Genomic DNA, 13,135 nt, shown 5'->3' on the forward strand with positions numbered 1-13,135 from the left:
AGGCCCACACCCCAGGAGACCCCGTGAAGCCCCTCACCGAGCAGGACATCCGCAACTCTTTCATCAACTGCTCCAAAGGCGAGGCCAAGCGCCTCTCCCTCCCCCGCGATCTCGATGAACGCCCTTGGGACGATCTCGACTTCCTCGGCTGGCGGGATCCGGGAGCACCCGATCGCAGCTATCTGGTCACCGAGCGGGAGGGGCGGCCGACGGGCGTCACCCTTCGCTTCCCGTCCTCGCAGCGCGGTTTCCTGCACCGCAGCATGTGCTCCCTCTGCCTGACGACGCATCCGGGCGGCGGCGTCTCTCTGATGACGGCCCGCAAGGCGGGTACGGCGGGCCGCGAGGGCAACTCGGTCGGTCTGTACATGTGCACTGACCTCGCCTGTTCGCTGTACATCCGCGGCAAGAAGAACCTGGCGTCCGGGAGCCGCTTCGAGGAGAGCCTGACGACCGCGGAGCAGATCGCCCGGACCACGGGCAATCTGACCGCCTTCCTCAACAAGCTGTACGTCTGACGGGCACGTGGCGGCGGCTACCGATCGCGTAGCCGCGCCGCCTCCACCCGGTGCAGATGGATCAGGACGTCGTAGCTGCGCGCGAGCGCGATGTCGTGCGGCCCGTCCGGGTAGGCGGTGCCGATGCCGCGCGTCGGGCGCGCCTGCCGCAGCCAGTCACGGGCCGGAGCTGCGGCGGTCCGCAGGTCGAGTACGTAGTCGCGGTGCCGCACCTGGTCGAGGGTCCGCTCGTTGCTGCCCGGGCCCGCCGGGCCGAGCGTCCAGCGGCGGACAGTCTCGTCGTCCCGGCCGGTGGCGTTGAACGAGCCGTGGTCGAAGGTCAGGCCCACGCTCACATAGCCCCCGCCGAGGAGGTCGCGCAGGAACGCGCCCTGTACTTTCGGGTTCTCGGCGGGTTCCTCCGGGACATAGCCGACGTGGTTGTTGTGCGCCGACAGCAGCACCTTGGTGCCGGTGTGCCGCTGCCACCACACCACGTTGGCGGCCATCGCCCCGTCGCGGTAGCGCATGGCCTCGGCGATCTGTGCGGGGTCCTCGAAGTCGAAGTCGTACTGCCGGGCGGTCCGGTCGATGACCGTCGCGTGCTGGATCGCCCGGTCATACGCCGCGCGGTCGGCACCCGGGGCCAACTGCTCGACCAGCCGCAGCGCCTCGCCCGTGCGCGCCGCCCGCTTGCTGCGTTCTGCGTACGGCAGACCGAGGTACTGCTCGATGTACGCCCCGGTCGGCACGGTGGGCCGCAGTCCGCGGTAGAGCTCGGCCAGGCGGGCACTCTGCTCGGGATCGGCGTCGGCCACGTAGTCCTCGACGGCGTCGTACAGCTCGGGTCCGGTCCAGGCGATGTCGTCGCCCATGAAGCGGACGGGGTCCCCTGGGTGCCGGACGTTGTAGGCGCGCATCCACTCCACGAGCCGCAGGTAGTCGGTGTTGTTCCACCACAGGTAGTCCCGCTGGAACTCCTCACGCATGATGCGCCGCGGATCGCCCTTGCCGTACAGCACATAGTCGTTGAGGCGCAGGCCGGTGCTCCAGGGGGCCTCCACGGCGAAGGTGCGGAAGCCCCGTTCCTCGACGAGGTGGCGGAAGACGCGGTCCTTGAGGGCCAGGAAGTCGTGCGAGCTGTGCGTGGCCTCGCCCAGGCCGACGACCCGCGCGTCGCCGATCATCCGGCTCCGGGGGCGCAGGTCACCGGTGTCGCCGGCCGGTTCGACGGTCCGCAGCGGGTGGGCGGCGCGGTCGAGCGCCCCGACGACCGTGGTGGAGGTCGGTGCCGCTGCGGCCGGGATGCCGGTCGTCAGGGCGGCGAGGATGATGAAGAGGGTCAGTGCCGGTCCGGTCGGATGCCGTTTCATGATCCCAGACTTGCGTCCCGGCCGGGCGGGGACCATCCGGCGGTCCTGCGTCCCCGGGTGCGGACAGCCAGGGGGTGACGGCGGGGGTTCTCCTCAGTCCCGGACCCGGTCGGCCGCCCGGCCTCGCGTCTCGCGCGGGTGTCGATGATCACCAGCCCAGCCCCTTGCCGCACCACGACCGCTGCGATCAGTCTGGGGTTCCTTGCGGACGGTTACGTTCCGCAAGCAGGGTGTGGGAAGCGTCTGTGGAAAGGGAACAGCCCGAGGATGCGAGAGGCACGTGAGCGGACGGCGTTGCGGGAGCGGCTGGAAAAGCTGCGCCGGGACCCGGTGGTGGTCCAGACGCTGCGGTCGGCGGCCGCGGCGACGATCGCGTACGTCATCGCGCTGCGCCTGAGCCCCGAGCAGGCGCCCCTGACGGCGCCCCTGACGGCGCTGCTGGTCGTCCAGGTCACGCTGTACGCCACGCTCACCAACGGCATCCGCCGGGTGAACTCCGTGGTGGCCGGCGTCGTCGTCGCCATCGCGTTCAGCCTCCTGGTCGGCCTGACCTGGTGGAGTCTGGCGCTGCTGATCGTGGCCTCGCTGGTGGTCGGACATCTGGTGCGGGTCGACGAGTACGTGCCCGAAGTGGCGATCAGCGCGATGCTGGTCCTCGGGGTCACCACCGTCGGGGACACGGCCTGGGCACGGATTCTGGAGACACTGATCGGCGCGGTGGTCGGGCTCGGCTTCAATCTGCTCCTCGCGCCACCGGTCTGGGTGGAGGAGGCCGGCGAGTCACTGGAGGGACTGGCCCGTCGGCTGCGGCAGTTGATGCTGCGCATCGGCGAGGAGGCCGCCGGCCGCACACCGTTCGAGCAGGCCGCCGCCCGGCTGCACGAGGCGCGCCGGCTCGACCACGACATCGTCGAGGTGGACGCGGCGCTGAAGCAGGCCGAGGACAGCCTGCGGCTGAACCCGCGAGTGCGCGACAGCCTGCTGCACCGGGTGGTGCTGCGCACCGGACTGGACACGCTGGAGATCTGCACGGTGGTCCTGCGGGTGCTCGCGCGCACCCTCACCGACCTGGCGAAGGAGCGGGAGCCCGAGCCGCTGTTCGCGAAGGAGACCGGCGCCGTCGTGGAGCAGCTGCTGTCGGAGATCGCCGACGCGGTGGTCAGCTTCTCGGTGCTGGTCACCACCCACGTCAGCAGCAACGCCGACGCGGCGGAGTCCCGGCTCGCCGCCGAGTTGCGCACGGCGGCGGGCACCCGCGACAAGCTGGCCCTGCTGCTGCGCGAGGAGGCCGAGCGCGAGGACCGGCACTGGCAGTTGCTCGGCGCCGTGCTCACCGAGGTGAACCGCATCCTGGACGAGCTGGACACCGAGCACCGCTCGCAGCGGCTGCTGGAGGAACTGGACCGCGTGTCGCAGGAACAGCGCGCCCGGATGCCGCGCCTGACCCGGCTGCGTGAGCGCATGGGCGTTCAGGAGCAGCTGTGGCGGAACCGCACGGGGTTCGGCGGGCGTTCTTCGTGAGTGAGTGAGTGAGCGCCGGGGCGGAGTCGGCGCCGGATGACAGGACCTGGGGGGCGGGCCGATGACAGACACCACCGTGCGGATCGACGGAAACACGCTGCGGTTGCCGGGCGGGGTGGCGGTGCGGTTCATCCGTACGCTGCGGTTGCCCGAGTCGGGCACGCACCCGCTGCCGCCGGGGCTCGGCGAGTTCCCGGTACGGCGGGTGGCGGACCACGCGGACCGTGTTCCCGAGGCATGGCGGCAGCGTGGCGGTGTGATGCTGCCGGTGTATCTGCGCGAGGCGATGTGGCTGAGTTTCGGGGGCACGACGGAGCCGGCCGCGTTGCAGGTCGGGGTGGGCAAGGTGTGCGCGGTCTCGGGGAAGCCGTGGAGCGACCGGCTCTCCCGCAAGCCGCAGAACTACGTCGTGCTCCCCCGCCAGCCCTGGCTGGACGGCATCAACTCCGGGAAGGGCACGGTCCGCCAGTTCGTGGCCGTACCGCTGGGGCTGGGTGCGACCGTCGAGGGGCAGGTCACCGGCGAGGAGGTCTGGGGCGGCGTACAGCTGCAGTCCTTCGCGCTGAAGGAGCCGCAGCTGGCCAGGTGGCGTGAGGAGGAGCGGCGCCGGGCGGAGCAGGCGCGGGTGACGCCCCCGTACGGCTACGGCGGCTACGGTGCCGCCATGCCCATGGCGGCACCCGCCCCGCAGGGCGGCGTTCCGGCGCCCGCGGCCGCGCCTGCCGGTCGTGCGGGACGGCCCGCCGCGGCGATGGGCCTGGGCGTCGGCGGTTCGATGCGCCAGGAGGTCTACGATGACGACCGGCCACTGTCGGACTGGTCCGAGGGCCCCGCGGGCCGGGTCTTCGTCCATCTGGTGACGCCCCCGGAGTGGCGTCGCATCACCGGCGAGGCTCCCCCGCCGTCGCCGGTGGACCGGGCGGCGTACACGCGCGCGGGGCTGCCGTGGTTCGACTACTACGATCAGGACGCCGAGGATCTCGCCCCTACGGACACGCTGGGGTCGGTGAAGCCGGTCGGCGACTGGCTCGGCGACGACCACGAGCCCTGGCATGCGCCCTCGCCGGGCCAGGTGACGCCGCTCAAGGACGCCCGGGGCAAGCCGGTGCAGGACGGCGACTGGTAGCGCCCCCTGAGCCGCCGACCCCCGCGGACGGCACACTCCCCTTCATTGCACCCTGCGCAACGCTCGTTGCTCTTCTTGCGCTCGACGGGTGATCCACGCCAAGGTGGCTGTCGCGACCACGACGACCGACGACCTGAGGTGTGGACATGGGCAGTGGTGGGCTGAGCAGGCGCCGATTCGTCGGAACCCTCGCGGGATCGGCCGCCGGCGTGACCCTCCCGGCGGCCACGGCGTGCGACGACGCGCCCGCCCCGGCGGACACGGCCGGCACGGCGGCCCCCGAGGCGACCACCCCCGGGACCCGTCCGAGCGCCCAGAACGAGAGCCGCGAGCCGTCCGGCCCGCGCCCCCTCTACCTCGGCGCCTACACCTCCGTCGAGAGCGGCAGCACGGGCATCGGCCTCGCCACGTACGACCCGGCGACGGGCCGTGTCACGGGCACCGGAACGATCACCGGGATCGGCGACCCGTCGTACCTGGCAGCGCACCCGAACGGCCGGACGCTGTACGCGGTCAACGAGCGCGAGGACGGTGCCGTGACCGCCGTCCGTCTCGCCGACCGCAAGGTTCTGGGGAGCCGTAGCACCGGCGGGGCCGCCCCGTGCCATCTGTCGGTGCATCCGAGCGGCCGCTGGCTGCTGAGCGCCAACTACGGCACGGGCAGCGTCGCCGTGCACCCGATCGACGCCTCGGGGGCGCTCGGCGAGCGCACCGAGCTGGTCACGCACTCCAGCCCCTCCCCCGGTCCGGGGCAGGAGGGCCCGCACGCCCACCAGTTCATCACGAGCCCCGACGGCGGCCATGTGCTCGCCGTCGACCTCGGCACGGACACCGTGTACACCTATCGCCTCGACCGGAAGGCGGGCACGCTCACCGAGGTGGCGCGGGCGCAGACCGAGCCGGGCGCGGGCCCACGCCATCTCACCTTCCACCCGGGCGGCCGGTACGCGTATCTGGCCAACGAGGTCGACAACACCGTCGCGGTGTGCGCGTACGACCCCGGCACGGGCCGGCTGACCGTCGGCGAGGAGCAGTCCACGGGCACGGGCTCGGGCACGAGCTACCCGGCGCAGCTCGTGGTGACGCCGAACGGCCGCTACGCCTATCTCGCCAACCGGGGCCACAACAGCCTCGCGCGCTACGCGGTGGAGGCGGACGGCGCCCGGCTCAGGCTGCTCGACACGGTGCCGGTGTCCGGGGACTTCCCGCGGCAGATCGCCCTCTCGCCGGACGGCTCGCTGCTGTTCGCGGCGAACCAGCGGTCGAGCACCGTCAGTGTCTTCCACGTCGACGAGGACAGCGGTGCACTGCGGCTCGCCGGCGAGCCGTTCGCGTCACCCGTCGCCGTCTGTGCGCTGCCGCTGTAGGGCGCGCGGGCAGGAGGCGGCACTGGCCTGGGACAGCAGGATGTGCATGCGTTCGGTGAGCTGCGCGACGTCGTCGGCGGGCCGGTGGAAGGGCAGCCGTACGTCGGCCTGGGCGCGGGCGCGTTCGATGCGCAGCGTCAGTCCGTGCCGGTCGACGGCGAGGGGCTGGACGCGGACGGCGCCGTGCAGGCTGTCGGAGTCGACAAGGCGGGTGAGCCGCTCGACGGCGTCCGGGTGGCAGTCGGCGAGGTGGGTGAGGAGCCGGGCCTCGGCGGTGGCCAGCGGGTCGGGCGTGGCGGCGGCGAACTCGTCGAGGTCGACGACCACGGCTCCGGACGGCTGCCGCAGCACCACCCGCGTCGGCTGGAACGCCAGTTGGCCCTCCTCGGGGGTGAACCAGCCGGACAGCCAGAGCCGCGCGCGAATTCGTTTGCGCACGGGGACGGGGGCGACGTCGGCGAACTCCAGGACGGCGGCGGGCTCTCCGCGGGGGGCGCAGATCGCCGCCGCGACGAGCACGCTGTCCTCCGGCACGTCCAGCAGGACGCGGCCGTCCTCGGCCACGGTGTGCGCGCCGACGAGTTCCTCGCGACTGCCCTCCGCGGTCACCGCGCAGGACCACGCGGCGGCGAGCACCGACCGGGCACGCTCCGCCGCGGAAGGCGCGGCCGTCCACGCTTGGCTGTCACCCATCCCAGACCTCCTTAGGTAAGCCTTGCCTAACCTACAGAAGATCGGGCCGCACGCCAACCGGCCCCGCCGATCCTGTGCGATCTCTTTGCCGGTGTACGTGACCCTCAGGGGGTGATGACGCCCAGCAGGGCCCGGGCGCACAGGTCGCGCACCTGCTCCCGGGAGAGGTCCGAGCCCCTGAGCCACTCCAGGCAGACGGCGGTGGTGAACGCCAGCCAGCCCCGCACGGCGAGCCCGACATCGGGCCGCTCCTCGAAGACCGGGCCGAACTCGGGGTCCGCCGCCATCGCCGCGAGGATCTGCTTCTCCTGCGCGGCCAGGGCCTGTTGGTAGACCTTGCGCACGGCCTGGTCACCGGCCGCGTCGGCGCGATGGAAGGCGCGGAATCCGTGCGCGTGCGCTTCGACGTATTCCAGATAGGTGTCGAGGCCCGCAGTGAGCTGCTCACGTACCGGGACTCCGGGCACGGCGGCCGTCATCCGCAGCATGCGCTCGCTCTCCCGCTCGACGACCGCCGCGAAGAAGTCCCGCTTGTTCGGGAAGTAGTGGTAGAGCAGCCCGCGCGAGACTCCGGCGATCTCGGCGACCTGCTCGATCCACACGTCGTCGTACGGACTCTCCGAGAACAGCCGCGCCCCGACCGCGAGGAGCTGCTCGCGGCGTTCTCCGGTGCTGAGGCGGCGGCGGGTGCGCTCGCCCTGGTTCGCGGCCATGACCGCACTTTACTTGACGTGGATTCAACAGCGGGACCAGACTGAACGCGTTATTGAACCCACGTACAACGAGCTCAACCTGCCGCTGCCTCAAGGGAGATCGCGTCATGGCGGAGACAACGACCGGGACTGGACTGCCGAAGGGATTCCGCAGCGCCGAGCAGGGCTGGCCGGAGCTGTCCCGCATCCCGCATCCCCCGCACCGGCTCCCCCTGCTCGGCGACGTGCTCGGCGCCAGCCGGCGTACGCCGCTGCAGGACTCCCTGCGCTACGCGCGGGAGTTGGGGCCGATCTTCCGGCGCAGGGCGTTCAACCGGGAGTTCGTGTTCGTCTGGGGCGCCGGACTCGTGGCCGACATGGCGGACGAGTCGCGCTTCGCCAAGCATGTGGGACTCGGCATAGCCAATCTGCGCCCGGTCGTCGGAGACGGTCTGTTCACGGCGTACAACCACGAGCCGAACTGGCAGCTCGCGCACGACGTCCTGGCGCCCGGGTTCAGCCGGGAGGCCATGGCGGGCTACCACCCGATGATGCTGGCCGTGGCCGACCGGCTCATGGACCACTGGGACCGCGCGACGGCCGCGGGCCGGGCGGTGGACGTGCCCGGCGACATGACCAAGCTCACCCTGGAGACCATCGCGCGCACCGGGTTCGGGCACGACTTCGGCTCCTTCGAACGGACCCGTCCGCACCCCTTCGTGACAGCGATGGTCGGCACCCTCACCTACGCCCAGCGCCTCAACTCCGTACCGGCGCCGTTCCTGCTACGGGGTGCCGCGCGCCGCAACCAGGCCGACATCGCCTACCTCAATCGCACGGTCGACGACCTGGTCCGCGCCCGTACGGCGAGCGGGCCCGGGGACGGGGACCTGCTGGACCGGATGCTGGAGACGGCCCACCCGGAGACGGGCGAACGGCTCTCCGCACTCAACGTCCGCCGCCAGGTGATCACCTTCCTGGTGGCCGGCCACGAGACCACCTCGGGCGCGCTGTCCTTCGCCCTGCACTACCTCTCGCGCCACCCCGACGTCGCGGCCCGGGCCCGTGCCGAGGTGGACCGCGTCTGGGGCGACACGACGGTGCCCGGCTACGACCAGGTGGCGAGGCTGCGGTATGTGCGCCGGGTGCTCGACGAGTCGCTGCGGCTGTGGCCGACGGCGCCGGCCTTCGCCCGGGAGGCCCGCGAGGACACGGTGCTCGGCGGCGTGCATCCGATGCGGCGCGGTGCGTGGGCTCTGGTGCTCACGGCGATGCTGCACCGCGATCCCGAGGTCTGGGGCGCGAACGCCGAGCGGTTCGATCCGGATCGCTTCGACCCGAAGGCCGTACGGACGCGTCCGCCGCACACCTTCAAGCCGTTCGGGACGGGCGCGCGGGCCTGTATCGGGCGCCAGTTCGCGCTGCACGAGGCCACGCTGGTGCTGGGGCTGCTGCTGCGCCGGTACGAGTTCAGGAGCGACCCGGCCTATCGGCTGCGGGTGACGGAGCGGCTGACGTTGATGCCGGAGGGGTTGCGGCTGCGCCTGGAGCGGCGGGCGGCCGGCACGCCGGTCACGGCACCCGCCTCGTCCGGGGCCGTCGAGGACGCACCCTCAGAGCTGCGCTGTCCAGTGCGCCGGGCGGCTGACTGAGGCGGGCAGCCGGGTGCCCGCGCTGCCCCGGGCCGCGTTCAGCTGGGGCTGGGTCAGGAAGAACGCGCCGGTCAGATCGGCGTCCGTGAGGTCGGTGTCGCGCAGGTCGGCACCGATGAGGTCCGCGCCGCGCAGGTCGGCGCCGGTGAGGTCGGCGGCTATGAGGTAGGCGCCGCGCAGATTCGCGCCACGCAGGTCGGCGCCCTTGAGACGGGCGCCCATCAGATCCGCGCCCCGGCGGTCCTTCTTGCGGCCGCGGACGCCCGCTCGCGCCAGCTCACTGGTCTTCAGCAGGAGCACGTTGACCTCCTGCCGATGAGCGGCCACGTCCAGCGCGGCCAGCTCCTCCGGGGTCCGGCGCGTGAGCTGCTCGGTCGCCTCCAGCAGCTCGCGCAGCTCGGCGTGGAGGGGGCGGGCGGCGGGCAGGGTGAGGGCCTCGGTCAGGTACCAGAGCAGTTCGTGGAGCTGGCGGACGACCGGGAAGACGTCGAACATCCGCCGGGCGTGCTCGCGGGAGGCCGCACGCCAGTCCTTCCCGGCGAAGGTGACCTGCGAGACCTTCTGACCGGCGCCGAAGCAGTCGTAGACCGTGCAGCCGGTGAAGCCCTTGTGCCGGAGCCGGGCGTGGATACCACAGCGGTGGTCGTCCTGAAGGTTCCGGCAAGGTGTCCCCGCCGCCTTTTCGACCGCGAAGTCGGCGGAGGCGGCGAAGGGCAGGGCGACGCAGCACAGTCCGAAGCAGTTCGCGCAGTCTCCGCGCAGGTCGATGAGGTCGCCGAGGTGATCTTGCATGCCTCCAAGCCTAATGTCCGGCCCGGGCCGAAACCTCACCGATGCCTGTCGGGCGCTGTGGGGGTCCTCTCATACAACGGAAAACAAGCTCGGCTACTACAGAGATACAAACCGACGGAAGCAGGAGCAGCACCGCGACGAGGAAACCGAGGAGAGCCGTCATGTGCAGCCACCAGCCCGCGTGCCCCACCGCCGACAGCCCGGACCACCCCTGCGAAGTGATCGTGTCGGCCCACCCCGAACAGGGCTGGAGCCTGCTGTGCAACGGCACCATCGTCTTCGACGACACCGGTGAACTCCTTCCGGACGGGCGGGTGGTGAGCCCGCACCGTACGGTCGGCGTGCCGGCTGTCGCCGCCTGAGCGTCAGTCCTCCAGACCGGTGAGGTCCAGGCGCCCGAGGCGCTCGGGGTCGGCCAGGATGTACATCTCCGTGATACGACCGTCGGCGATGGTGACCCCCATGACCGACTGAGGCTTCCCCTCGGGGGCGTTGAGGACCCCGAGCATGCCGTTGACGAGCACCAGCGCGAGCTGTGTGTGCTGCGCGAACTGCCGGAACAGCAGCGCCTGTTCGGCCACCGACTTCGCGCCGCGCACCACCTTCGACGCCGCGACACCGCGGACCAGCGGCCCGGAGTCGGCGCGCAGCACCACGTCGGGGTCGAGGACGGCGAGCAGCGCCTCGAAGTCCCCCGCGCGCGAGGCCGCCATGAAGGCGTCGAGGACCTGCCGCTGTCTGCCGAGGTCCGGCTCGGTCGACGGTGTGGCGCCCTTCACCCGGCGCCGGGCGCGGCTGGCCAGCTGGCGGGTCGCGGCCGAGGTGCGTTCCACGATCGGGGCGATGTCGTCGAAGGGCACGGCGAACATGTCGTGCAGTACGAACGCGATCCGCTCGGCCGGGTCCAGCGTCTCCAGCACGACCAGCAGGGCCAGGCCCACCGAGTCGGCCTGGAGCACCTCCTGTTCCGGGTCGATCGTCGACAGCGGTCTGATCACGGGGTCCGGGACGTAGGTGTCGTCCAGGGGCTCCTCGTGGCGCCGCGTACGCGAGCGCAGCATGTCCAGGCAGACCCGGCCGACCACCGTGGTCAGCCAGCCGCCGAGGTTGTCGATGTCGTCCGCGTCGCTGCGGCTCAGCTTCAGCCAGGCCTCCTGGACGGCGTCCTCCGCCTCGGCCGTCGAGCCGAGCATGCGGTAGGCGACCGCCCTGAGATGGCCCCGGTGCTCCTCGAAGCGGCGCGCCAGCAGATCCGTGTCGTTCACATTCCCCCCGTTTCGTCTTTCGATCGAGCAGGTCTACCGGCTGAACAGCTCGAAGGCCACGGCCGGCTTCCCGCCGAACCGCTCCCCCGTCGCCTCGGCGTGCGAGGTGAGGAAGCCGCGGGCGTACGTCTCCGGGTCCTGCGTCGTCAACGCCTCGATGTAGGCGCGGTGTTCGAGCAGCGAGCGCACCGCACGCTCCAGGCCGGCCGAGGCGTCCACCGCGTGTGTGGGCGTGCTGGAGCCCGCGACGGCGACCCAGCGCACGCCGTTCCAGGGCTCGAGGCCCTGCTCGACGAGTTCCGGAAAGATCCACCGGTTTCCGGCGTCGCCGGCCGCGTCCAGGGTGGCGCGGCCGACCGCCACATGGTCCGGGGTGTTCCAGGCGACTCCGCCCCAGGTGTCCCTGTGGTTGAGCGTGATCACCAGCTCGGGCCGGTGCCGGCGGATCGCGGCGGCGATGTCGCGGCGCAGGGCGGTGCCGTACTCGATCACGCCGTCCTTGTGGTCGAGGAACTCCACCGCCGACACGCCCACCACCGCCGCGCTGGCCCGCTGCTCGCGTTCCCGCAGCGGGCCGCACTTCGCGGGTTCCAGGGTGTCGATGCCGGCCTCGCCGCGGGTCGCGAGGACGTACGCCACCTCGCGGCCGCCGTCCGTCCAGGCGGCGATCGCCGCCGAGCAGCCGTACTCGAGGTCGTCCGGGTGCGCGACGACGGCGAGCGCGCGCTGCCAGTCGTCGGGCATGGGCTTCAGCTGAGTGATCGTCGGCTCGGTCATGCCCGCACACTAACCCGTCACACCGACATCACGCTTCGTCACGGGTGAGCGCGAGCAGCCGGTCCAGGACGCGGGGGCCGCCGGCCCGTACGCCGTCGTGCTCGAACTCGTCGGTGACCCAGGTGCGCAGGCCGCGGATCGCGCGGGCGGTGGCGAGGGAGTGGGCGGTGTCGACGTACATGTCGTCGTGGTAGACGGCCGCCGCGACCGGTACCTCGTTGGCGGCGAGGCGCGTGGAGTCGTACAGGGGCGTCCAGTCGGTGCGGGCGGCGAGGAGTTCGGCGGTCTCGCGCAGCGGGCGCAGGGCCGGGTCGCAGTCGAACATCCAGGGGTGGATCGTCTCGCCGGTGAACAGCAGCGGCCCGTCGCCCGCGAGGGTCTTGGCCGCGTCGAACTGCGGGAACTCGGCACGCACGCGTTCGGCGGACCAGGCGGTGGGGCGCGCGTCCTGGCCGTAGATCACCTCGTGGACGAGGGCGTACAGCGGGTGGCTCGCGTACGACAGCAGGCCCTGGACCTCCTCCTGGAAGGCGTCCGAGAGGGCCGGGCCGTCCGGGGTGCGCACGAAGGCCTCTTCGAGGAGGTAGTGCAGGCGGTGGCTGCCCTCGCTGCCGCCGAGGACGATGCCGAGGGACTGGAAGGCCTCGGCGGTCAGGCGGTAGCCGTTCGGCAGGACCACGTCGCCTGCGAGGAGGTGGTCGGCGATACGGCGGGCGCGCTCGACGTCCTGCGGGTAGCGGGCGTAGTGCGCGGCGACCTTGCGCTCGATGCGCGGGTAGGCCGCGCGGTAGACGTCGTCGGCGTGCGCGTCGAGGGAGGGCAGGCCGCCGGTGATGACGGCGGCGGTGAGGCCCTCGGGGGCGGTGGAGAGGTAGTTGACCGTGCAGAAGCCGCCGAAGCTCTGGCCGAGTACGGTCCAGGGGGCGCCGCCGGTCACCTCGCGGCGGATCGCCTCGCAGTCGCGGACGATCGTGTCGGCGCGGAAGTGCGTGAGGTAGTCGGCCTGCTGGGCGGGGCCGCCGCGCAGCGGGAGCGTCTGGCGGTTGGCGGGCGTGGAGTGGCCGGTGCCGCGCTGGTCGAGGAGCAGGACGCGGTACTCCTTGAGCGCGCGGCCCAGCCAGGCGCCCTTGCCGACGAAGCGGTTGGCGCCGAAGCCGGGGCCGCCCTGGAGGTAGAGCAGCCAGGGCAGGTCCTGGTGCGCCTTGTCGCCGGCGACGACCTCACGGGCGTAGAGCTCGATCGTCTCGCCCTTCGGGGCGTCGTGGTCGAGGGGCACGGTGAAGTGGCGGTCGGTGAGGACGACGCCGGGCTGACGGTAGCTGACGGTCAACAGGGCTCCCGGGACGGAGGGTTTTCGGGCCGCGTCCCAGTTCAGCACAT

13 protein-coding genes are annotated in these 13,135 nt (G+C 72.1%); 6 read left to right on the plus strand and 7 right to left on the minus strand.

Annotated features, from left to right (window positions below):
• The first annotated feature begins 23 nt into the window (after nt 1-23).
• Nucleotides 24-518, plus strand: a complete 495-nt coding sequence (locus ACIREI_RS10295; protein WP_403329913.1) for an FBP domain-containing protein — start codon at nt 24-26, stop codon at nt 516-518.
• A 17-nt stretch (nt 519-535) separates the two neighbouring features.
• Here ACIREI_RS10295 and ACIREI_RS10300 read toward each other — a convergent pair whose 3' ends face one another.
• Complete coding sequence (locus tag ACIREI_RS10300) at nt 536-1,870, minus strand: erythromycin esterase family protein (RefSeq protein ID WP_403329916.1); 1,335 nt, start codon at nt 1,868-1,870, stop codon at nt 536-538.
• A 267-nt stretch (nt 1,871-2,137) separates the two neighbouring features.
• Here ACIREI_RS10300 and ACIREI_RS10305 point away from each other — a divergent pair, with 267 nt between their 5' ends.
• The 3 genes from ACIREI_RS10305 (at nt 2,138) to ACIREI_RS10315 (ending at nt 5,884) form a co-directional block, all read left to right on the plus strand.
• Nucleotides 2,138-3,391, plus strand: coding sequence for an FUSC family protein (locus ACIREI_RS10305; protein WP_403329919.1), 1,254 nt, complete (start codon nt 2,138-2,140; stop codon nt 3,389-3,391).
• 61 nt (nt 3,392-3,452) lie between these two features.
• Nucleotides 3,453-4,517 carry a hypothetical protein gene (locus ACIREI_RS10310; RefSeq protein ID WP_403329922.1) on the plus strand — a complete coding sequence of 355 codons (1,065 nt, stop codon included), beginning with the start codon at nt 3,453-3,455 and terminating at the stop codon, nt 4,515-4,517.
• Nucleotides 4,518-4,663: 146 nt separating this feature from the next.
• The gene (locus ACIREI_RS10315) at nt 4,664-5,884 is read left to right on the plus strand and encodes a beta-propeller fold lactonase family protein (RefSeq protein ID WP_403329925.1); all 1,221 of its coding nucleotides are present in this window, start codon (nt 4,664-4,666) and stop codon (nt 5,882-5,884) included.
• Here the strand turns inward: ACIREI_RS10315 and ACIREI_RS10320 are convergent.
• Both ACIREI_RS10320 and ACIREI_RS10325 read right to left on the minus strand, forming a co-directional pair.
• Nucleotides 5,852-6,577 (minus strand): DUF2470 domain-containing protein, encoded by a 726-nt coding sequence (locus ACIREI_RS10320; RefSeq protein ID WP_403329928.1) that lies wholly within the window; start codon nt 6,575-6,577, stop codon nt 5,852-5,854. The genes ACIREI_RS10315 and ACIREI_RS10320 overlap by 33 nt on opposite strands.
• A gap of 104 nt (nt 6,578-6,681) precedes the next feature.
• Nucleotides 6,682-7,290, minus strand: a complete 609-nt coding sequence (locus ACIREI_RS10325) for a TetR/AcrR family transcriptional regulator (RefSeq protein WP_403329931.1) — start codon at nt 7,288-7,290, stop codon at nt 6,682-6,684.
• A 107-nt stretch (nt 7,291-7,397) separates the two neighbouring features.
• Between ACIREI_RS10325 and ACIREI_RS10330 the strand changes: the two genes are divergently transcribed.
• On the plus strand, nt 7,398-8,921 hold the full coding sequence (locus tag ACIREI_RS10330) for a cytochrome P450 (RefSeq protein ID WP_403329934.1): 1,524 nt from the start codon (nt 7,398-7,400) through the stop codon (nt 8,919-8,921).
• On the opposite strand, the gene ACIREI_RS10335 is transcribed toward ACIREI_RS10330, so the two are convergent.
• Nucleotides 8,883-9,713 (minus strand): pentapeptide repeat-containing protein, encoded by an 831-nt coding sequence (locus ACIREI_RS10335; RefSeq protein WP_403329937.1) that lies wholly within the window; start codon nt 9,711-9,713, stop codon nt 8,883-8,885. The genes ACIREI_RS10330 and ACIREI_RS10335 overlap by 39 nt on opposite strands.
• 161 nt (nt 9,714-9,874) lie before the next feature.
• On the opposite strand from ACIREI_RS10335, the gene ACIREI_RS10340 reads away from it, so the two are divergent.
• Complete coding sequence (locus ACIREI_RS10340; protein ID WP_403329940.1) at nt 9,875-10,075, plus strand: DUF5999 family protein; 201 nt, start codon at nt 9,875-9,877, stop codon at nt 10,073-10,075.
• Between the two features lie 3 nt (nt 10,076-10,078).
• Here ACIREI_RS10340 and sigJ read toward each other — a convergent pair whose 3' ends face one another.
• The 3 genes from sigJ to ACIREI_RS10355 are packed head-to-tail and all read right to left on the minus strand — an operon-like array spanning nt 10,079 to nt 13,085.
• On the minus strand, nt 10,079-10,978 hold the full coding sequence (sigJ, locus tag ACIREI_RS10345; protein ID WP_403329943.1) for an RNA polymerase sigma factor SigJ: 900 nt from the start codon (nt 10,976-10,978) through the stop codon (nt 10,079-10,081).
• Between the two features lie 33 nt (nt 10,979-11,011).
• Nucleotides 11,012-11,755: a PIG-L deacetylase family protein gene (locus ACIREI_RS10350; protein WP_403329946.1), complete on the minus strand. Its 744-nt coding sequence runs from the start codon at nt 11,753-11,755 to the stop codon at nt 11,012-11,014.
• Between the two features lie 28 nt (nt 11,756-11,783).
• Nucleotides 11,784-13,085 (minus strand): alpha/beta fold hydrolase, encoded by a 1,302-nt coding sequence (locus ACIREI_RS10355; protein ID WP_403329949.1) that lies wholly within the window; start codon nt 13,083-13,085, stop codon nt 11,784-11,786.
• Nucleotides 13,086-13,135: the final 50 nt, after the last annotated feature.

Source organism: Streptomyces sp. NPDC093591 (assembly GCF_044764885.1).
Lineage (GTDB): Bacteria > Actinomycetota > Actinomycetes > Streptomycetales > Streptomycetaceae > Streptomyces.